This is a genomic window from Streptomyces sp. NPDC101219 (assembly GCF_044767675.1).
Lineage (GTDB): Bacteria > Actinomycetota > Actinomycetes > Streptomycetales > Streptomycetaceae > Streptomyces.
This window is the reverse complement of record NZ_JBIWOK010000015.1, coordinates 29,534-53,361: the sequence shown is the minus strand read 5'-3', so window position 1 is coordinate 53,361 and position 23,828 is coordinate 29,534. Positions and strand designations below refer to the sequence as shown.

The window sequence follows — 23,828 nt, the reverse complement described above, 5'->3', positions numbered from 1 at the left end:
GGCCCCCTCGCCCACGAAGCTGACCCGGTCCGGGGCACAACGGATCGCGTACGGGAGGTAGTCAATGCTCAGTCCGGGATCCCGCGTCGAAGCAGAGGTCGCACTGGACCCGACCGACTTCGTCGTCCAGGAACACCGGCTCCGGGACGTCTGCCTGATGCCGGGCAGCGCCTTCTTCGACGTGATCTGGCGGATGCTCGAGGCCCGCGGCCTCGACCCCGAACGGGCCGAACTGACCGACGTCCTGTTCACCGAGCCCGTCACCACCGCACCGGGCACCGGCCGGCAGCTGCGGATCGTCATCGAGGGCGGCGCGGACGGGACGGCCGACGTGCGCGCCACCAGCCGCCCGGTGGGAGCCGATCGGCCCGACGAACCCTGGGTGGAGAACCTGAGGGGCCGCCTGGGCTGGACCGACCGCCCGCTGCCCGCCCTCGCACCCGAGGTGCGTGAGGCGCCCGGCGACGCGGACGACATGGCCGCCGTGTACGCCCGGGCGCGCGCCCAGCAGGTGCACCACGGGCCGCGCATGACCTGCACCGGCACGGTGCGGCGGGGACCGGACGCCCTGCTCGCCGAGATCGACCTCCACACCGGCTCGGGCGCCGACGAGGACTACCACCTGCACCCGGCACGACTGGATGCGGCCACCCTGCTCGGCTTCTGCCGGTCGGAGGCGGGGGAGGACCCCTTCGTCCCGATGTTCGTCGGCCGGTTCCGCGCCGTCCGGCCGCTGCGCGGACCGGTCCTGGTCCATGTACCCGCCGTCGAACGGCTCACGGAATCGGGGGAGTTGCTCAGCAACGACGTGTACGTCCACGACCTGGACGGCCGTCCGGTGGCCGAGATCGTCGGCTTCGCCTCCAAGCGCCTGCGCCCCGGCGCCCACATCACGGCCCCGGGCAGCGCGCGGAAGGAGTCCGACGCCGGGGCCTCGCGGACGCCCTCGACAGCCACGGTGGCGCCGGCGGAGCGGGCGGCCGCCTCCCCCGAGCCGGGTGAGACCGGCAGCATGGCCGACCGGGTCCGCGAGGTGCTCGCGGAACACCTCGGGCGGCCCGCAGCGCAGATCCCCTCCGACGTCGGCTTCTACGAACTCGGCCTGAACTCGGTCGACGTGCTCAAGGCCACCGAGCGGCTGGAGCAGCTCGTCGGCGCCACCCTCTACCCCACGCTGCTGTTCGAGCACACCACCGTCGACGCCGTCGCCGCGCACCTCGTCGCCGAACACGGCGAACCGGCTGCGGCCACCGCGGACATCACGGGCAGCCCTGCCTCCTCGGGAACTCCGGCGTCTGCGGGCGCCTCGTCCGCCCCGGCCGGGGAACTCCGCGCTTTCGAACCCGTCTGGGCCCCGGCACCCGGTCCCAACCCGTCGTCCGGTCCCGGTGCCGTGTCCGGTCCCGGTGCCGTGTCCGGTCCCGGTCCCGCGTCCGGTCCCGGTCCCGCGTCCGGTCCCGGTCCCGCGTCCGGTCCCGGTCCCGTGTCCGGTCCCGCTCCTGGCTCCGGCGGCGGTGACATCGTGGTGTTCGGCGCCGAGTGGGCCGAGGCGCTGCGCGCCGCCCGGCCCGACCTGCGGCTCATCCCCGTCGTCGAGGACGGCCCGGTCCCCGAGGGCGGCCACCGCGTCGACCGGCAGGACCGCGCGGCCCTCACCGCCCTGCTGCGGCAACTCGCCGCGGAGGGACGCGATCCCGCCGTCCTCATCGACGCCACCTGGCCCGCACCCGCCCCCTACCACCGGCTGTGGACCCTCGCCTGTGCCGTGGTCGACAGCCACAGGCCCGGCCCGCACCGGCTGCTCGCACTGCACGGCGCCGGTGCCGACGCCGGCCACCGCGCACTCGGCGCGCTGCTGCGCACCGTCAACGCCGAAGTGCCGTCCCTGCGTTGCCGCTCGGTCACTCTCCCGGACGGACCGCCCGACGTGGCGGCGGTGCTCGCCGAACTGGACGACACGACGGCCGAACCCGAAGTCCGTCACCACCGGGGACGGCGCTGGGTGCGCCGGCACCGGCCCGTCGCCCTGCCCGGTCCGGAAGGGATCCCGGTCCCGCCGGGCGGCTCCCACCTCGTTGCCGGAGCCGGACGGATCGGCCTGCACATCGCCGACTGGCTGGCCCGAGAACACCGCGCCGCCCACCTCACCCTCGCCGCCCGCGGCGAGGCGTCCGCCGAGATCACCCGGCACATCGACGCATGGCGCGAGCTCGGTGTCACCGCTCGCTATGTGCGGGCCGACCTCTCCGACCCGGCCGACGTGGACCGGCTGACCGACACCGCCCGCAGCGCGCACGGCCGCCTCGACGGCGTGTTCCACTGCGCGGGCGTGGTCGACGACGGCGTCTTCTTCCGCAAGAGCCCGGAGCGGTCCGCCGCCGTCCTGGCGGCGAAGACGCGGGCGGTGACCCTGCTCGACCGGGCCACCGCCTCGGACGACCTCTCCGTCTTCGTGGCCTTCTCGTCGCTCGCCGCGACCCTGCCCAGCCCGGGCCAGTGCGACTACGCCTACGCCAACGCCGCACTCGCCGACCTGATGCGGGCCCGCACCGGGCCCGGCCGCAGCCTCGCCGTGGAGTGGCCGTACTGGGCGGACGGCGGCATGACCGCCCCGGAGAGCGCCCTGCGGCACGACCACGACACCCACGGCCTGCTGCCCATGCCGACCGACGCCGCCCTCCGCGCCCTCGGCGGCGCCCTCGCCTCCGGCCGGCGCCACGTCCTCATCGGGTACGGCGAACCGGACCGGGTCCTCGCCGCCCTCGGCCCGGCCCCGGACGGGGACCACCGGCTCGAACCCTTCAGCACGGGTGCGGGTACCGCAGAGACGTCGGCGACGCGGACGGACCCGGCGCCGGCTCGCACGGGGAAGCCCGTCCCGTCCGAAGAGTCCGCTCCCGCCGACCCGGACGCCATCGCCGTCATCGGGATGGCCGGACGCTACCCCCGGGCATCCGATCTGGCGGAGTTCTGGGACAACCTGCGGGCGGGGCGCGACTGCGTCACCGAGGTGCCGCCCGAACGATGGCCGCACGACCGGTACTTCGACCCGCGGCCGAACACACCCGGCCGCACCTACGGCAAGTGGGGCGGATTCCTCGACGGCATCGACCGGTTCGACCGCGCCTTCTTCGGCATCTCCCGGCGGGAGGCCGAACGCATGGACCCCCAGGAGCGGCTGTTCCTGACCACGGCCTGGCAGGCCGTCGAGGACGCCGGCCACCGGCCCGACCGGCTGCACGACCGGCGCATGGGCGTGTTCGTCGGCGTGATGTCCTCGCACTTCCAGCTCGTCGACGACGCACCGGACGAACCGCTGCCGCTGGCCCTGCACTCGTCCGTCGCCAACCGCGTCTCCTACCGGATGGACCTCAGCGGCCCCAGCATCGCGGTCGACACCGCCTGCTCCTCCTCCCTGACCGCCATCCACCTCGCCGTGCAGGCCCTCCGCGCCGGCGAGTGCGCCTGGGCCCTCGCCGGCGGGGTCAACCTGATGCCGCACCCCGAGAAGTACCTCCAACTCGCGGCGGGCCAGTGGCTGTCACGCGACGGCCGGTGCCGCAGCTTCGGCGAGGGCGGCACCGGATACGTGCCCGGCGAGGGGGTGGGCGCACTGCTCCTGAAGCCGCTCGCCGCCGCGCTCGCCGACGGAGACCACGTCCACGGCGTCATCCGCGGCTCGCGCCTCAACCACGGCGGCCGTGCCAGCGGATTCACCGTGCCCAACCCCGCCGCCCAGACGGAGGTGGTGGCCGGCGCCCTGACGGCGGCCGGAACGGACCCCGCCACCGTCACCTGCGTCGAGGCGCACGGCACCGGCACCTCGCTCGGGGACCCGATCGAGGTCCAGGGCCTGCGCGAGGCGTACGCGGGCGTCGACACCACCTGCTCCCTCGGTTCCGTCAAGTCGGTCATCGGGCACCTGGAGAGCGCCGCCGGGGTCGCCGCGGTGACCAAGGTGCTGCTGCAGCTGCGGCACCGGACGCTCGTCCCCACCCTGCACAGCGACGACGTCAACCCGGCGCTGCGCCTCGACGACAGCCCCTTCCGCCTGCAACGCACCGCCGAGCCCTGGCAGCCGGGACCGGCGGGCGTACGGCGGGCCGGCGTCAGCTCGTTCGGTGCCGGAGGCTCCAACGCCCACCTCGTCGTCGAGGAGGCCCCCACGCCCCCCGTCCCGGCCCCAGCCCCGGCCGAGGGCCCCGCCGTCCTGGTCCTGTCCGCCGAGGACGACGACCAACTCGCCCGCGTGGCACAGGACATGCTGGCCGTCCTGGACCGGCGGGACGGGGACGCGGTGCGCCGCGAACTGGCCGGGCTGCTCGGCGTGAGCCCCGACGACGTACCGGTCACCGTGCCGCTGCGCGACCTCGGCCTGGAGCGGGTGGACCTCGGACTGCTCGCGTCCACTGCCGGGCTGCGCGCCGACGAACTGGCCCACCGCACCCTCGCCGATCTGGACCTGGACCCGAACCGGGGGCAGGACCGGGGCGCAGCGGCTCCGCTCCTGCACGACATCGCCCACACGTCGCAGGTCGGCCGTACACCGCGGGCCCGCCGCCTGGCGGTCGTCTGTGCGGACGCGTCCGCCGCCCGGCACGCGTTGCGCACCTACCTGGACGGCGGCGCCCCGCCCCCGGGCGCCTTCTGGGGACGGGACGCCGATCCCGCCGCCGCTCCGGCCGACCTCACCGACGCCGTCGAGCGGCGCCAGTGGGAACGGCTGGCAGAGGCGTGGGCGGCAGGGGCCGACGTGCCCTGGCACCTCTGCCACCCGCCGGGCCGGCGACGGGTGCCCCTGCCGCCGTACCCCTTCCGGGGAGAACGCTGCTGGCCCGGGCTGTGGCGGTCGGAATCCGCCGGGTCCGCCCCCGCACTCGCACCTCTCTCCCCGCCTTCCGCACGGCGGAGGGAAGACCAACTGGAGGCTGTGTCAATGGCGGTGGCGGCGACAGAGGCTGTGGCGGACGACTCCGGCCGGCCGGCCTGCGAGGTGCGACGCCTGCCCGACGGGATCCTGCTGATCACACTGGGCCGGAGCACGTTCACCGACGAGCTCCTCGACGGCTTCCGCGACGCGCTCACCTCGGCCGCCGCCGACGACTCGGTGTCCTGTGTCGTCATCACCGGCACCGGCGAGGTGTTCAGCATGGGGGCCACCCCGGAGGCGATGGCCCGACTGGCCGCCAAGCAGGGCACGTTCGCCGACGTGTCGTTCCTGCACCAGCTCGTCCTCGCCTGCGACAAGCCGGTCATCAGTGCCCTCCAGGGACACGCCAGCGGCGGCGGCCTGGTGTTCGGCCTGTACGCCGACGTCGTGGTCATGGCCCGGGAGGCGAGCTACGGCCTGCCGTTCCTCACCTACGGCTTCACCCCGGGCGCCGGAGCCACCTACTTCGTCGAACGCAAGCTGGGTACGGCCGTCGCCCAGCAGCTCTTCTACACCGGACGCCCGCTGACCGGTGCCGAACTGCGCGAGCGCGGAGCCTCGGTCGACGTGCGGGCACGGGCGGACGTCCTGTCCGCGGCCCTCGCCCACGCCCAGTCCGTCGCCCGCCAGTCCCGCGCCGCCACCGCCGAACTCAAACGCGAGCTGGCCCGCCGCACCACTTCCGCCTTGTCCGACGTGATCGAACGGGAACTGCGTATGCACGAGCGAGTGCTGGGCGGCGAGGCCGTCGAACGGGTCCACAGCCGCCTCGGCCGCGACACGGCACCACCGGTCGCCCCGCCGCCCGGCGCCGAAGCCGACCCCGGCCCCGTCCCGGGCCGAGTCGTGGCGCCCGAGCCGGCCGCGTCGGCGGCACCGCCTCCCACGCCTCCCGCGCCGGCCGCGCCCGCCGCGCCGGCCGCGCCCGCCGCGCCGGCCGCGCCCGCCGCGCCGGCCGGGCCCGTGCCGGAGACCGGGCCGAGCGGCGACGACGTGCGGGAGGCCGTCGTGGAGGCGGTGGCGGCCCAGCTGTACCTGGCCCCGCACGAGGTGGACGCCCGCCAGACGTTCTCCGACATGGGCCTCGACTCGATCGGAGCCGTCGAGGTCACCAACACGCTGGCCACCCGGTTCGGCGTGCACCTCGAATCGGTGCTGGTCTACGAGTGTCCGACCGTCCCCGAGCTGGCCGACGCCGTCGCCGCGGCCGTCCGGCACCGGCAGCAGGTCACTCAGGCCGCGCTGGCGCCTGCCTCGGGGGCTCCCCAACCGGCGTCGGCCGGGAGGCAGTTGCCCGACCCGACGACCACGCCGACGCCGGATCCGGAGCCCGACACGGTGCGGGCTCCCGTTGAGCCCGCACCCGGCGCCCCCGGCCCCGCCTTGAGTGGTGCCGACGCGCACGGTCCCGCCCCGTCCGGGCCACCCCCTGCGGCCTCCGCGTCCCGGCCCTCACCGCCCCCGCTCGTCCTGCGCGGCGCCTCCGTGCGCGACGGCCGCCCGCGTTCCTCCGCGCCCCTGGCACCGCCCCCGGCCGTGTCCCCGCCCCCGGCCCCGCCCGCAGTGGCACCCGTTCCCGTGTCCGAGCCGTCACCGTCCCCCGAGGAGCGGTACGACGAGCACGCCGTCGCGGTGATCGGGATGGCCGGCCGGTTCCCCGACACGCCGACGCTGGACGGCTTCTGGGCCGACGTGGCCGCCGGGCGGCAGCGCACCGCGGAGGTCCCGCCCGACCGCTGGGACACCGCCGCCCACTACGACCCGGCGGGCCGCCCCGGCACCACGACGAGCAAATGGGCGGCGTCCCTCTCCGGCATCGACGCGTTCGACGCACCCTTCTTCCGCATGTCCCCGCTCGAGGCCGAGGACATGGACCCCGAGCAGCGGCTGTTCCTCACCGAGGCATGGCGCGCACTGGAGGACGCCGGATACGCGGTCGGCCCCGAAACGCCCCTGTCCTGCGGGGTGTTCGTCGGCTGCACGCAGTCCGACTACCGGCAGATCCGGCACGCCGCCGGCCGCCACGACACCGCGCACAGCTTCCTCGGCGGCGCCCCGTCCGTGCTGGCCGCCCGGGTCTCGTACTTCCTCAACCTGACCGGGCCCACCACCGCCGTGGACAGCGCCTGTTCGTCGTCGCTGCTGGCCGTGCACCTCGCCTGCCAGAGCGTCCTCAGCGGCGACTGCGAGATGGCCGTCGCGGGTGGGGTGGCCCTCATGCTGGGCCCCGACATCCACGTCCAGACCAGCGCCGCCGGCATCCTCTCACCGACCGGGCGCAGCGCGCCCTTCGACGCCTCCGCCGACGGGATCGTCCTAGGTGAGGGGGTCGGTGCCGTGGTGCTCAAGCCGCTGGCCCGCGCCCTGGCCGACGGCGACCACGTGCACGGCGTCATCCGGGCGTCCGGCGCCAACGGGGACGGCCGCAGCAACGGCATCGCCGCCCCCAACGGCCGGGCCCAGGCAGACCTGCTCACCCGCGTGTGGCGGCGGGCCGGGGTGACGCCGGACGACATCGGACTGGTCGAGGCGCACGGCACCGGCACACCGCTCGGTGACCCGATCGAGGTCAAGGCGCTCACCGAGGCGTTCCGCCGGACGGGTGCGGCTCCCGGGGCGTCCTGTGCGATCGGCTCCGTCAAGGGCAACGTCGGCCACACCACGATGGCCGCGGGCATCGCCGGCCTGTTGAAGGTGCTGCTGGCGCTGCGGCACCGCCAACTCCCGCCGACCGCCGGCTACTCCTCGCCCAACCCGCGGCTCGACCTGGACGACAGCCCCTTCCACGTCGTCACCGAACTGCGTGACTGGCCGCCCGGACCGAGCGGCGCGCGGGTCGCCGCCGTGAGCAGCTTCGGCGTCAGCGGCACCAACTGCCACCTGGTCGTCTCCGAGGCGCCCACGCGGCCCCGGCACACCGACTCCGCCCGCGACTTCGTCGTCCCCGTGTCCGCGCGAACGCCACGCGAACTCGCCGCCCATCTGGGCGCGCTGGCGGAGGCGGTGCCCGCCGCACCGCGGCTGGCCGACGTGGCGTACACGCTGTGCGTCGGCCGCCGCCACCACCCGGAGCGTGTCGTCGTCCTGGCGCACACCCTCGACGGTCTCGCCGCCGCCCTGCGGGCCGCCCGCGACGGCACCCCGCCGTCGCTCGCGGACGCCAGGCCGGAACAACGCCGGCTCGCCGACGCCTACCTGGCCGGCGGCCGGCCCGACTTCGCCGCCCAGTTCGCCCAGGTCGACGCCCGCAGGACGCCGCTGCCCGCCCACCCGCTGCGCGGCACCCGGCACTGGCCGGAACAGGCGGCCGCCGCGCCGGGCCTGACCTGGTGGGTGGACCCGGACGCCTGGCAGGTCGCCGACCACCGGGTCGCCGACACGCCCGTACTGCCCGGCACCGGCGCCCTCGCCCTCGCCGCGGTCGCGGCCGGTGACGAGGGGCCGCTGGAACTCTCCGGCGTCCGGTGGCTGCGCCCCCTGCACGCCGACACCGCCCAGCAGGTCCGGATCGACACCGACGGCACCCGCCTCACCCTCCGCCACGGCGACACGGACATCGCCACCGCCACCGTGCGGCCGTCCACCGAACCCCCGTCCCGCCTGCCGATCGAAGCCCTCGCCGGCCGCTGCCCCCGCATCCGGTCGGGAGAGGAGCTCTACGCCCGGTTCGGGGCGGCGGGGCTGCACTACGGACCGGCCTTCCGCGTCGTGGACGAGGTCCGGGTGGGCGACGGCGAGGCCCTCGGCCGGCTGACCGGCACCGACCGCCCCTCCTGGAGCACCCTCGTCGACGTGGCCGCCCTGGACGGCGCGATCCAGGTGGCCTCCGTGCTCGCGGGTGACGGGGAGCTGCTGCTGCCGTTCGCCGCGGCCCGCGTGGTGGTGCGTCGGGCCGACGGGCCGCCCGCCTGGGCGCACGTCCGCCGCACACCCGACGGCATCACCGTCCTGCTGGCCGGCGAGGAGGGGCGCGAACTGGCCCGTATCGAGGGCCTGGTGGCCCGCCCCGCCCCCACCGGGCGTCAGAACGCGCGGCCCCCGGTGTCCGTGCTGGTCCCGCACTGGACGGAGGCCGACGCCGGCACCCCGGCCCCGGCGACGACCGCACCCCCGGGACGCACCCTGGTGCTCCATGCGCGCGGCGGCGAAGACCTCGCCCGCACCCTCGCCGACCGGTGCGACGGCCCGAGGGCACCCCTGGCCGAGGGCCCGGAGCGGCTCGCCCGTGCCGACGTGGACGCCGTCCACTTCGTGCTCACCGGCGGCGCAGCGGAGGACCCGGACAGCGACCCCGTCGTCGCCCAGGTCTTCGACTGCGTCCGCGCCCTCGCGGCCGGCCCCGCCGCCCGCCGCCCCCTGGACCTGACCGCCGTCCTCGACGGGACGCTGCCGGCCGCCGGGACCGCGGTCACCTGCCCGGCCCGCGCCGGAGTCCTGGGCATCCTGCGCACCGCCCGGGCCGAACACCCGAGCTGGGACGTCCGCTGCCTCGACCTGGAAGCCGCGCGGGCCGCGGGAGACCTGGGAGACCCGCGAGGCGGCGGAGACGTGGCCGACGGGGGAGCGGAGCCCGAGGTAGAGGCGGAGACGGTCCTGCGCGCCCCGCCCGGGCATCCCGTACTCGCCCACCGTGCGGGCCGATGGCTCACCCAGGTGTTCCGCCCCCTGCCGGACGGGACCGGCCAGAGCACCCCATCCCCCTGGCGGCCCCGGGGCGTCCACCTGATCGCCGGCGGCGCCGGTGGCATCGGGTACGCCCTCAGCCGCCACCTGGCCCGCACCACCGCCGCCGATGTCGTCTGGCTCGGCCGCCGCCCCGCGACCGACGCCACCGTCACCGAACGGCTGGCCGCCGTGGAAGCGGCCGGCGGACGCGCCCGCTATGTCCAGGGCGACGTGTCCCGTCCCGACGACGTGCGGGCCGCGCTCGCGGTGGCCCACGCCTCGTTCGGCCCCGTCACCACGGCCGTGCACGCGGCCCTGGACCTGCGGGACCGGACCCTCGCCTTCGCCGGGGCGGACGACCTGCGGTTGGCGATGCTCGCCAAGGACCGCGGAGTCCGGGTGCTGCACGAGGTCCTGCGCGACGAACCCCTCGACCACTTCGTGCTGTTCTCCTCGGCCGTGTCCGCCATCGACTCGCCCGGCCAGGCCGCCTACGCGGCCGCCACCACGGTCGAGGACGCCCTCGGCCGCGCCCTGCACACCCGGGGGCCCGTACCCGTGACCGTCGTCAACTGGGGCTACTGGGGCAGCGTCGGCGCCGTCGCCGACCCCCGGCGGGCCCGCGCGATGGCCGAGACCGGGGTGGGCTCCATCGAACCCGCCGACGGATTCACCGCCCTGGAACGGATCCTCGCCGCCCGCACACCGCAGGCGCTGGTCGCCCGGGCGACACCGCGGGCCCTGCGCGACCTCGGTCTGGTCGTCGAGGAAGCGGCCGTCGGGAAGCCGGTCGCAGAGGAAACCTCCGGCGGTGACGCCTTCGTCGGTGAAGCCGTCGGCGGCGAAACCGTCGTCGGGGGAGGGCTGGTGACGGAAGCGGAATCCGTCGCCGGAAAGGACCCCCTGGACACCCTCGCGGGCGCCCTGCTGGCGGCCGAACTGACCACCGCGGGCGCGCTGCCCGCCCCGGGCGAACGCCTGCCGGCGGCCACGACGGCACGGCGGCTTGCCGTCCAGCCCACCCACCAACGCCTGTTCGAGGCCCTGCTGCCCGTCCTGGAACGCTCCGGGGCGGTCCGCCGCGACGGCTCCGACCTCGTGGGCACCGGCCCCGTCCCGGTCCCCTCGGTCGCCGTACCGGAAGCCGAGGAGGACCTGCTGCGGCGGTGCACGGCCGCGCTCCCCGACGTCCTGGCCGGGCGCCTCAACCCGCTCGAAGTTCTGTTCCCCGGCGGCTCAACCGACGGGCTCGCCCGCTTCTACGGCGGCGGCCCCGCCGAACGCGCCGCCAACCGGGACCTCGCCGCCCGGGTCCGCCGCCACGTCGACGCGACCGGCAGCGGCGCCCGCATCCTCGAAATCGGTGCCGGCACCGGCGCCACCACCCGCGTCGTCCTGGCCGCCCTCGCCGACGCCGCCCCGCTCACCTACTCCTTCACCGACCTGTCGCCCACCTTCCTGCGGCAGGCCGAGGACACCCTGCGGCCCGACGCCCCGCCGTGCGTCGCCCTGGAGTTCGCCCGCTTCGACGTGGAGCAGGACCCCGCAGCCCAGGGCCTCGGCGCCGACCACGACGTGGTGGTCGTCGCAGGCGTGCTCCACGCCACCACGGACGTCACCGCCGCCCTGCGCAACGCGGCCCGGCTGCTGCGCCCCGGCGGGCTGCTCCTCGTCCACGAGACCACGGGCCACTCCGACTTCCTGACCCTGACCTTCGGCCTGACCCAGGGCTGGTGGCGCTACCAGGACCCGGAGCTGCGCCTCCCGCACTCCCCGCTGCTCGCCCCCGCGACCTGGCGGACCGTGGCCGGGGCTGCCGGACTCGGCGACGTCGAGGTCCGCACCGCGGGCACCGCGGACGGGCCCGCGACGCCGTGCCTGCTCACCGCCCGGCGTCCCCGCCTCACCGGGCAGCCGGAAGCGGCGGCCGGCGTCACCCCGGACACCGCGCGGCGGTACGTGCGGTCCGTCTTCGCCGACGTCCTGCGGCACGACCCGGAGAACCTCGGCGACCACACCGCGTTCGACGAGTTCGGCGTCGACTCCCTGGTCAGCCTCACCCTCGTGGCCCGCTTCGAGGCCGACCTCGGTCCCCTGCCCTCGACGCTGCTCTTCGAGCACCTGACCATCGCCGCGCTCGCCGACCACCTGCGGACGGAGCGGGCCGGCCCACTGGCAGCAGCTACGGCTCCCCAGCGGGCCGCCGCTCCGACCGCCCCCGCAGTTCCGGCCGATTCCTCCGTGCCGGCCGCGTCGATCTCGTCAGCGCTGTCCGACGAGCCTCCAGTGCCCAACGGTTCCGCCGTCCCTGCCGGACTTGCCGACCGGCCCGTGCCCGTGACAAGCCCTGACATCGCCCCGCCCAAGGCCGAGCCGCTCACCCCGCCCACCGACGACCCCGCTGTTCGGCCCGACGACATCGCCGTCATCGGTGTCAGCGGCCGCTACCCCGGCGCACCGGACCTCGACGCGTTCTGGCGGCTGCTCGCGTCCGGCGAGCACGCCGTCACCGAGGTCCCGGCGGACCGGTTCGCATGGCGGGAGCTCTACGACCCGCGGCCCGGCACACCCAACCGGCTCTACACCGCCAACGGCGGCTTCATCGACGGCGTCGACCGGTTCGACCCCGGCTTCTTCGGCATCCTGGCCCGCGACTCCGTCAGGATCGACCCGCAGGAACGGCTGTTCCTGGAAACCTGCTGGGATCTTCTCGAACAGAGCGGCCACCTCGGTGACCGCGCGGGCGGACGCACCGGTGTCTTCGCGGGCGTCATGTACGGCACCTACGGGCAGCTCGGCGCCACCGCGTGGCCACAGGGCGAACTGACCGGGGCGCACTCCTCGTACTGGTCCGTCGCCAACCGCGTGTCCTACCTGCTGGACCTGTCCGGGCCCAGCTACGCGGTCGACTCGGCCTGCTCCTCGTCCCTCACGGCCCTGCACCTGGCGTGCGAGAGCCTGCGCCGCGGCGAATGCGACACGGCCGTCGCCGGCGGGGTCAACGTGATCATCCATCCCGCGCACTTCGTCTCGCTGTGCTCGCTGAGCATGCTGTCGCCGCAGGGCGTGTGCCGGGTGTTCGACGCCGACGCCGACGGCTTCGTCCCCGGCGAGGGGGTCGGTGCCGTCCTGCTCAAGCCTCTGCGGCGGGCCATCGCCGACGGCGACGACATCTGGGCCGTGGTCAAGGGCAGCGCGGTCAACGCCGGTGGCCGCACGTCGGGTTACACCGTGCCGAACCCCAACGCCCAGGCCGAGGTCGTCACCGAGGCCCTCACCCGGGCCGGTGTCGACCCGGCCACCATCGGCTACGTCGAGGCCCACGGCACCGGCACCGCGCTCGGCGACCCCATCGAAATGGCAGGTCTGCGCCGCGTGTTCGACCCGTCGGGGTCCGCCACGGGGACCCGGGGGAGCGGTCCGCTCGCGGTCGGCTCGGTGAAGGCCAACGTCGGCCATCTGGAGGCGGCCGCGGGCATCGCCGGGCTCACCAAGGTGCTCCTCCAGCTGCGCCACGGTGCCATCGCCCCGTGCGCCAACCTGGACAGCGTCAATCCCCGCATCGACCTGGGCGAGTGCCTGGAGCTGCCGCGGGAACTCCGGCCCTGGCGGTCCGGACCGGCTCCGCGCAGGGCCGGGGTCAGTTCTTTCGGTGCCGGGGGTGCCAACGCGCATGTGGTGCTGGAGGAGTACCGACCGGCCACCTCTCCCGCCGAGCCCGCCGGACCGGCCGACGCCGAGCAGCTGTTCGTCCTGTCGGCGCGCTCGCCCGAACTGCTGGCCCAGTACGCCGGTGACGTCGCCGCCGCCCTCTCCGGCACCCTGCCCGCCGGGACCGGGTTGCGCGAACTCGCCCACACCAGCCAGGTGGGACGCCCCGCGTTCCGCGAACGCGTCGCCGTCCTGTGCGGCGACGTGCGCGAACTGGCCGCCCGGCTCACCGAGATCGCCAAGGGCGAGACCGGGCCGGGGACCTGGCGCGGTACGGCCGCCGCGGACCGGGGGACGGCCGCCGACGGATCCGGCGGGAGCTGGGCGGACCTAGCCCGGAGGTGGGTCGACGGTGAACGCGTCGACTGGGCCGCCCGCTGGCCCACGCCGCCCCGCGTCGCCGCCTTCCCGGGACACCCGCAGCAGCGCCGCAGGATCTGGTGGAGCCCGCAGACCGAGCCCGGGGCGCACGAGACGCCCCCGGCCGCCATGGTCAACTCTCCGGGGGACCCTTTGCCTTCGCCCGCCGCACCGGCGTCCGCCCCGGCCGTGTCCGCGACCGTCTCCCTGCGCACCCTCGGCGACGTCGTCCGCGAGCACCACGTCGGCGACCGCCGGATCCTGCCCGGCGCCGCCGCGCCCCAACTCGTCCACGCCGCGCTGCCCGAGCCGGCCGGCGCCGTCCGTCTCACCGGACTGACCTGGCTGCGCCCCCTCGGCCTCGACGACACGGACGAGGTCCGGGTGGTCACCGAGGGCCGAGCCGGACACCCGCCGACGCCACCCGTCCCCTTCACGATCACCGGCCCCGACGGCGTGCCCTACGTCAGCGGCCGTGCGCAACCCCTGCCCGCCCCCGCACCGTTCGCGGTGACCGCACCCACCCCCGACGAGGTGGGCCCGGCCGTGGCGCCCGCCGTCGTCTACGCCCGGCTGGCCGCCGGCGGCGTACGGCACGGCACCGGCCTGCAGGTGCTCCAGGCGCTGTGGGCCGGGCCGGGCGAGTGCCTGGCCGATCTGGCCGCGGCGCCCGCTCCCGGCCAGTGGCTCGACCCGGCCGTCCTCGACGGCGCGTTCCAGGCGCTCGCCGTGCTCGACGGGACCACCGGCTACCTCCCCACCTCCCTGGCCGAACTGACCTGCCTCCGGCCGCTCCCGGCCCGCTGCCGCGTCCACGCCCGCGACGTGACCCCGCCCGGCACCACCGGCTCACGCACCGTCGACCTGGACGTCTTCGACGGCCGGGACCACGTCCTCGCCGTGCGGGGGCTGCACCTGACGGCCGTCCGCCGAGACGCCACCACCCCGCCCGCCCCTCCGCGCACCGACACGGCGCCGCTCACCGACACGGCGCCGCGCACCGGCACCACGCCGCGCACCGGCACGGCGGCGGCCGCCTCACCGGACGCCGTCGTCGACGTCCGCTACCGGCGCCCCCGCCCGGTCCCGGCCGGCCCGCCCGAGCCCGGGCGTCGCCCGCTGCGCCACGTGCTGCTCGACTGCCACGACCCGCGCCTGCGGGCCGCGCTGGCCGCGGAACTCGGCCGCCGCTCGATCACCTGGGGGCTCGCGGACGACGACGGCCCGGCCGACGCCCTCCTGCACGTCTGCCCCGGCACGGCGGACGGCCTGACGCAGCAGCTGAGGGCGGGCTTCGAGACCGTACTCCCGCTCGCCGCACGTCACTTGGCGGCGGCCCCCGCCGCACCCCTGCGCGTCCTCGTCGCCCACCACGCCGACCCGGAGACCGGCCGCGCCCGCCCCGCCTACACGGCGCTCACCGCCCTGCTGCGCACCCTCGCCCTGGAACACAGCGGCTTCTCCGGTCTCACCGTGCACCTCGACGCCCACCCGGCGGACGGCGCCCGGCTGCTCGTCGACGAACTCCTCGGCGCGGACGAAGGAGAGATCCGGCTCACCGGCGGCCACCGGGAGACCCTGCAGTACGAGGAGTACGCACCGGAACCCGCCGGCCCGCCGGCCCCGACGAGCCCGGCCCGCACCTACCTGATCACCGGAGGCGCCGGACGGATCGGCGCCACAGTCGCCCGGCACCTCGCCATGACCCACCGGGCCAACCTCGTGCTGTGCGGGCGCCGTCCCGCCGACGCCGCCGTCGCGGACCTCCTGCGGGACCTGACCGCGACGGGCGTCGAGGCGATGTACCACCCGGCCGACGTCGGCGACCGCGACCAGGTGCGCGAGCTCGTCACCGCGGTCCGGCAGCGGTTCGGCGCCCTGCACGGCGTGGTCCACGCGGCCGGAGTCACCCGCGACGCCCTCGCGGTGCGCAAGACGCCGGACGACGCGGCCGCCGTCCTCGCCCCCAAGGTGTGGGGCGCGGTGCACCTCGACGAGGCCACCCGCGACGAACCGCTCGACTTCCTCGCCCTGTTCTCCTCCGTGGCGGCGTCCACGGGCAACCTGGGACAGGCCGACTACACCTTCGCCAACGCCTTCCTCGACGCCTTCGCCGAGGAACGGACCGCCCTGCACACGGCAGGGCTGCGCCCCGGCCGCACGGTGTCCATGGCGTGGCCGTTGTGGGCGGACAGCGGGCTGGCGGTGCCCGAGGCCAGCCGCACCCTGATGGCGCAGCACTCCGGCATGGTGTCCCTGCCGGCCGCGGACGCCCTGCGCGCCTTCGACGCGTTCCTCGCCGGCGCCGAACCACGCCCCGGCGTGGTCGCCTACGACCCGGGTCTCCGGCGGACGTCGGAAGCGCGCAAGGCCGAAGGGACGGAGGCGGCGGCGGTCGGCGCCCCGGCGGCGGCGCGGCCCGTCGCCGGAACCCCGGCGGGCGCGAGCGCCGCCTCGACCGGCACCGTGGAACAGGAACTGCGTTCCCTCGCCGCCGGGTTCCTGATGGTCGCGGACGACGACGTGGACCTCTCCACCAACCTGATGGAGCTGGGCTTCGACTCCATCTCCCTGACCGAACTGATCACCCGGGTCAACGCCCGCTACGGCCTCGACCTGCTGCCCACCGTCCTGTTCGAGGCACCCACCCTGGAGGCACTGGCCGACCGCCTCGTCCGCGACCACCCCGACATCGGCCGCACACCGGCCGCGCCGGTCGCCCCGGCTGTCCCGGGCGCCCCGGCCACTCCGACACCCGTCGCGGACAGCGCCCCCGGGCACGTACCGGCCCCCGTGCAGCAGCCCTCGCCCCCGGAGCCCGAACAGGCGCCGGCGGAGCCCCTTGCCGTGGCGGCCGGGGCCACCGGAACGCCCATCGCCGTCATCGGCATGGCGGGCCGGTTCCCCGGCGCCGACGACCTGACCGCCCTGTGGGACGTCGTGGCGGCCGGAGAGGACCGCATCGGGCCCGTCCCCGCCGACCGGCCCGACCTGCTCGCCGATCCCCGGATGAGGGGCGTGCGCGCCGGATTCCTGGACCGCGTCGCCGAGTTCGACGCCACCGCCTTCGGGATCTCGCCACGCGAGGCCGGGTTCATGGACCCGCAGCAACGGCACTTCCTCGAAGTCACCTGGGAGGCCCTCCAGGACGCGGGCAGCCGCCCCGGCGAGCTGGCCGGCACGGCCACCGGAGTGTTCGTGGGCGTCGCCACCGGCGACTACAACGAGCTGATGGCGTCCCGGGGCGGCGCCTCGGAGGCGCACATGGCCACCGGAGTCGCCCACGCCGTCCTCGCCAACCGCGTCTCCCACCTGCTCGACCTGCGCGGCCCGAGCGAAGCCCTGGACACCGCCTGCTCCAGTTCGCTCGTCGCCGTGCACCACGCCGTACGGGCGCTGCGGGACGGCGACTGCGACCTGGCCGTCGCCGGCGGCGTGAACCTGACCCTGAGCCCCGCCCTCTACGACACGTTCACCCGGGCCGGCATGCTCAGCGCCCAAGGCCGGTGCGCCTCCTTCGACGACTCCGCCGACGGCTACGTCCGCGGCGAGGGCGTCGGCGCCGTCGTCCTCAAGCCGCTGCACCGCGCCCTGGAGGACGGCGACCCGGTACGGGCCGTGATCCTCGGCAGTGCCGTGAACCACGGGGGCCGCTCGCCCTCGCTCACCGCCCCGAACCCGCAGTCCCAGGCGCAGGTCGTCGTCGACGCGGTGCGCGCGGCGGGCATCGACCCCCGCACCATCGGCTACCTGCAGGCCCACGGCACCGGCACCGCCCTGGGCGACCCGGTCGAGATCGAGGGCCTCAAACAGGCGTACGCCCGGCTCTACGAGGACCGGAACCTGCCCGCCCCTGCCGCCCCGCACCTCACGGTCGGGTCCGTCAAGACCAACATCGGGCACCTGGAGGCGGCGGCCGGGATCGCCGGACTCCTCACCACCGTGCTGGCCATGGACCACGGACTGGTCCCGCCCAACCCGCACCTGCGGCGGCCCAACCGCCATCTGCGGCTGGACGGCACCCCGTTGACCCTCGCCGACGGCACCGCCCGCCCCTGGGCGCCCGTGCCGGACGAGTCGGGCCGGCCGGTCCGCAGGGCCGGCGTGAGCTCGTTCGGCTTCGGAGGGTCCAACGCCCACGTGGTGCTGCAGACCGGCGGCCTGCCCCGTGCCGGGACGGCACCGGTCACCGCCGACGGCCCGTTCGTCGTGCCCCTGTCGGCGCGCGACGAACAGACCCTCGCCGACTACCGCTCCCGGCTCGCCGACGCCCTCGACCGGAACCCGGACCTCCGTCTCGACCAGGTGGCCCACACCCTCCAGGTCGGACGGGAGGAACTGCCGCACCGCCTCGCCGTCGTCGCCTCCGACCGCGCCGGGCTGATCGCCGCGCTCCGCGACACCGCCCCGCAGATGGTGTACCGGGGTGTCGTGACCGGCCGGGCGGCCGACGGTCCCACAGGCGCCGGCCCGGCGGACCTCGCGGCCGGCTGGTGCACCGGTCACGCGGTCGACTGGGACGCTCTCTGGCCCGCCCCGCCCGGCCGTGTCTCCCTGCCCGTACCGGGCTTCACCCGCACCGCCCACTGGTTCCCGCGGGCGGCGGACGACGCCCCGGCAGGCACCGCCGCCGCTTCCGTGGCCGCCGGCCCGCGCCGGTCGGCGGACGGCAGGGTCCTGCTGACGCCCCTGGGCCCCGAGGAGCCACCGCACCGGAGCCGGTCCGCGCCCGTCGCCGTACCCGGCCCCGAGACTCCCGGCGTACCGCGGACCGCCCCGGGCGCCGACACCGTGCGCGAACGGGTGGCGGCAGCGCTCGGCCTGCCCCCCGACGAGATCGGCGACCAGGACTCGCTGACCGCACTGGGCCTCGACTCGATCATGCGCGTCGAACTGGTCCGCTGGCTGCACGACCGGCACGGCATCACCGTCCCGACCAGCGAGCTGTACGAACACGACACGCTGGCCGGACTCACGGCGTACCTGGACGCCGCACCACCGGCACCCGAGCCGGCGGCCGCGGTGGCCGCAGGGCCCCCGCCCGGACCGGCGCCCGTACCGGTGACATCGACCGAGCCCACGCACGAGCCCGCGCCCGAAGCCGCACCCGCCACCGGACCACTGCCCCCGCCCCCGTCCGCGCAGACCCCGGATCCGGAGCCCGATCCGGTCGCCGTCGTCCGCGGTGCCGTGGAACGGGCCGTGGACGCCGACCTCGGCTCCGACGGCCGCTTCACCGACGGCGCCCTCACCTCGCTGGACATGCTGCGCTCGGTGCGCGCGCTGGAGACGGTGCTGGGCACGCTGCCCAAGACCCTGCTGTTCGACCACCCCGACTGCACCGCACTGGCCGGCCACCTCGTCGAACGGTTCGGTACGGCCGCCGTACTCCGGCTCGCCGAGACCGCCGCCGCCTCCGCCACCGGTACCGACGGCTCTCCGCGCCCGCCCGTGCCGGTGCCCGCACCCACCGGTCCGGCCCCCCTCGTCGTGCCCCGCTCCGATCTGGCCGACCACCCCGGACTCTCGCGCCTCGTGGACGAGGTGGAGCAACGGCACGGCATGGAGGCCGGGCTCGCCGGAGTGAGCATCGCCCCGCTGCTGTTCTTCCCGTCGACCCGGGACGGCTATCTGGCGATCGGCCGCCGCGGTGACTCGGTGCTGGTGTGGCGGTACACGGGGGCGCCGGAGCGGTTCACCGACGCGGCCGGAGAGCTGCTGGCGTACTGCGAGCGCGCCGGGCTCCGGCTGAACCTGCTGTCCACCGAACCCCTCACCGACCTCGCGGGCACCCCGATGCTGGCCACCTCCTTCGGCGTCGTGCAGCGGCTGGAGGACCTCGCATCGTTCTCGCTCTCCGGCGGCCGGCGCAGCAAACTCCGCTATCTCGTCAAGCGGTTCGCACGGCACGGCGACAACCGCGTCGAGGAGTACGTCAGCGGCTCCGACCCGAAGACGGACGCGGCCGTCGCCGACCTCGTCGACCGCTGGTCCGAGGGCAAGCAGATGGTCAACGCGTACGTCGCGGAGGCCCGCGAGCTGATCCGGGCCGGCGAACTGCCCGACCGGCACCGCATCTTCCTGACCTACCGCGACGACCGGCTCCTCAGCGCCATCGTCCTCGCCGCGCTGCCCGCCGAGAACGGCTACCTCCTGGACGTCGAGTTCTACCCGCGCGACCTGCCGCTCGGCGGGCTGGAGTTCAGCCTGGTCGAGATCATCGGGCGGCTCGCGGCGGAAGGCGCGGAGGTGCTGAGCTTCGGCGGCAGCTTCGGCGTCGAGGTGACGTCCACGCCCAATCCGGCCGAGGACGTGCGTCAGGCCCTGGCCGAGCTGCGCTCCGTCGGCATCTTCGACGAGGGAAACTACCGGTTCAAGAAGAAGTTCGGGCCCGTCGAGGTGCCGCTCTACCTCTGCCAGCCCGCCACGGGCCGCACGGACGCCGTCGATCTGATCATGATGATCGCCAACTCCGCCGAGGACGAACCGGGTGCCGAGGACGAACCGGGTGGTGACGGCGCCCCAGCGGACTCCGGGCCCGGCCCCGACCGTGGCCCGGACGCCGGCACTCCGAGCGCGGCGAACCCCGCCTCCGGAGACGACGACCGTGCCGCCGTTCTCGCCCGAGCCGGCCACAACCCCGTCCTCCTCGACCACGAGCGCGTGGAGCACGACCTGCTCACCGACTCGTGGTTCGAGCGCACCGACTCCTTCGTCACCGACCGGATGGCCGCCCTGGCCGCCCGCGTCGCGGACCCGCTGCGAGCCACGACCGCGCCGCCGGACTGGCTGCCGCTGCCCCATGTGTCGTGGACGGCGTCGGGACGGGCCGCCGAGCTGCGCCTGTGCCGTGCCTGGCCCGGCCGCAGGGGAGTGGTCCTGCACAACGACCTCTTCCCGACCTGGCAGTTCGCGCTGGCGGAGGCCGGCCTGCGGCCGGTCCGGATCCCGCGGCCGGACGACGGCCCCCTGGACGGGAGCGGGAACGGCGACGCGAACGGGAACGGGAACGGCGACGGACGGCTCGCCGGGCTCGAGGCCGCGCTGGACGAGCACGGCGCCGACGTCACCTTCGTCTGCCTGGAGTTGAGCACCAACGCCGCGGGCGGCGTCCCGCTCTCCCTCGGCGCCCTGCGCGGGACGGCACGCACCCTGCGCGCACGCGGCATCCCGCTGGTGCTGGACGCGACCCGGGTGGTCGACAACGCCCTGGCGATCGCCGACGACGACGGAAGCGACCTCTGGGAGACCGTGCGCGCCCTCCTGGACACCGCCGACGCGGTGACCATGAGCCTGTCGAAGAACTTCGCCGTCGCCGTGGGCGGCCTGGTCGCCACCCGCCGCAGCGACCTCGCCGAGCGCCTGGCCGAGGACGAGGACACCTACGGCCGGAACCTCGGCGCGCAGCAGCAGGCCGTCCTCGCCACCGCGCTCGCCGACACCGATGTGGCCGGGGAACTGGTCCGCCGCCGCGCGGGCCATGTCCGTGCGCTGCACCGACGGCTCGTCGACGCCGGCGCGCCCGCGCACGGCGGGCCCGGCACCCACTGCGTCCTGCTCGACCCCCGGCGCGACGACGCCTTCCGCGCGCTGACGCACCCCGCGCCCGCCCTGCTGGCCTGGCTGTACCGCACCACCGGGGTCCGCGGCGGCCCGCACGTCGGTGACGACCCGGCCGGGCTGGTGCGGCTCGCGGTGCCCATCGGACTGGCCGACGCCGACGCCCGCGCGCTCACCGACCGGCTGGCCGACTGCTTCGCGCACCGCACCGGCGTGGCGGATCTCCACCCGACGGTGCCCGCGACCACGCCGATGGCCCTGGCCAGGGCACGCTTCGAACCGGCCGACCGGATCCCCGACGACGTCCGCGCCGCGGTCGCCGAGGGCTACGAACGGGCCGGGGACAACCTGGCCGTCCTCACCGAACACGCCCCGCAGGTGCGCCGCCACCTGGTCGGCCTGGACGGCGCAACCGTCGAGGCGTTCGTGCACGGCACCGGCGGACCCACCCTGCTCCTGATGCACCCCTTCAACATCGGGGCGGGGATGTTCGCCCGGCAGTTCTCCGGCCTGGGCGGCGACCACCGCCTCGTGGTGCTGCATCACCCCGGTGTGGGAGCCACCCGCACCGCCGGCGAGATGTCCCTCGACCACATCGTCGACCTCTACTCGACCGCCCTGGACCGGCTCGCCATCGACGGCCCCCTGCACCTGGTCGGGGCCTCCTGGGGCGCGCTGCTCGCCCAGACCTTCGCCCTCCGGCACCCCGGCCGTGCCGCCTCCCTGACCACCGTCGGCGGCTCCTACCGGTACGCCAACCGCGTCGGCGAGGTCAACCGGCTGGAAGTCATCGTGGCCGAGGACATGGCCGCCGTGGCCGCCGCCACGGGCGACGACGCCGCTTCGGCGGACCTCGCGGCACGGATCCTGCGGTGCGAGAGCATGGACGCCTACGTCGGCCTGTCCTACCTGGATCTCTTCGCCGGCGAACCGGACCTGCTGCGCAGGCTGCCGGAACTGGACCTGCCGGCGACGGTGATCCAGGGCCGGCTGGACTCCGTGGTACCGCTGGAGACCGCCCGTCGGCTCGCCGATGCCCTGCCCGGCGCGCGCTACGAGGAACTGCCCGACGCCGGTCACTTCCCCTGCGTGACCCACGCGGACGACGTCAACCGCCTCCTGCGCGAGACCGTCCTGGCCGCGACCTCCCCGGCAGCGGACCGGACCGCGGCAGCAGACCGGACCCCGGCCCCGTCCGACGATTCTGGCGCCGCCACCCCCGATGCCCAGTCCGAGACCCCCGCCACTCCCGACACACCCGAGAACCCCGACGCCCCCGCCACCTCCACCATCCCCACCACCCCCGCCCGGTCCGCGCCGGAGCCCACCGAGGAGACCGCATGACCGCCGATCCGCGACCCGCGACCGTGGGCATCGAGGCGCTCGACGTCTACGGCGGCAGCGCCTGGATCAGCGCCGACGACCTGGCCGCGGGCCGCGGCCTGGACCCGGGCCGGGTCACCAACCTGATGCTGACCGGACGCTCCGTCGCCCTGCCCTTCGAGGACCCCGTCACCCACGCCGTGAACGCGGCCAAGGGCATGCTCGACGACCTCGACCCGGCCGTCCGCGACCGGATCGAACTCGTCCTGGTGGCCACCGAGTCCGGCGTCGACTACAGCAAGTCGATCGCCTCCTACGTGCACCGCCACCTCCAACTTCCCGACCGATGCCGTCTGCTGGAGGTCAAGCAGGCCTGCTACGCGGCGACCGCCGCGCTGCAGCTGGCCGCCGGCCACCTCGCGTCGGGCGCCTCCCCGGGCGCCCGCGTCCTGCTCATCGCCACCGACGTGGGACTCGCCGACGAACGCGCCGAGTACGCCGAACTGGCCACCGGAAGCGGCGCGGTGGCCCTGCTCCTCAGCGAACAGCCCGACGTCCTCGCCCTCGACCTCGGCGCGTTCGGCCTGCACAGCTTCGAGACCATGGACACCGCCCGGCCCGGCCCCGACATCGAACTGGCCGACGCCGACCAGTCCCTCGTGGCCTACCTGGAATGCACCGTCCGCAGCTTCGGCGACTACCGGCGCCGGGTGGCCGACGTGACCCTCGACGGCACGTTCGACCACCTCGCCTTCCACACCCCGTTCGCCGGCATGGTCCGGGCCGCGCACCGCCGGGCCATGCGCGAGTTCACCGACCTCGAACCGGCCGCGATCGCCGCCGACTTCGCCCGCCGCGTCGAACCCGGCCTGCGGTACCCGGCCCAGGTCGGAAACCTCTTCTCCGGTTCCCTCTACCTGGCCCTGAGCAGCCTGATCGACGACCTGCCGGTCCTGACGGACCGGGCCAGGGTGGGCCTGTTCTCCTATGGGTCCGGCTGCTCCTCGGAGTTCCTCAGCGGCACCCTCGGCGACACCGCACGGCGGACCGTCGCCGCCCGCGGCATCGGGCCGCGCCTCGCCGCCCGCCGCCGGCTGGACTTCGACGCCTACCGGGAACTGCTGCCGGAGAGCCGGGCCTGCCTCCTGCCGCGACGCAAGCACGCCGTCGGCCCGCCGCCCGCCTGGCTGACGGCCTCCACCGGCCGTCCGCCGCTGCTGGCCCTGCGGAGCATCGACGACTACCACCGCCACTACGAATGGATCTGAGGGGACATCAC

At 75.7% G+C, this 23,828-nt stretch carries 2 protein-coding genes; both read left to right on the top strand.

The genetic code is table 11. The features are described from left to right. Window positions 1-64: 64 nt before the first annotated feature. Window positions 65-22,570, top strand: a complete 22,506-nt coding sequence (locus ACIRPP_RS26025; RefSeq protein ID WP_403647348.1) for an SDR family NAD(P)-dependent oxidoreductase — start codon at window positions 65-67, stop codon at window positions 22,568-22,570. Continuing rightward, window positions 22,567-23,817, top strand: coding sequence for a hydroxymethylglutaryl-CoA synthase family protein (locus ACIRPP_RS26020; protein ID WP_403647345.1), 1,251 nt, complete (start codon window positions 22,567-22,569; stop codon window positions 23,815-23,817). The genes ACIRPP_RS26025 and ACIRPP_RS26020 overlap by 4 nt, the downstream gene beginning before the upstream one ends. Window positions 23,818-23,828 lie beyond the last annotated feature (11 nt).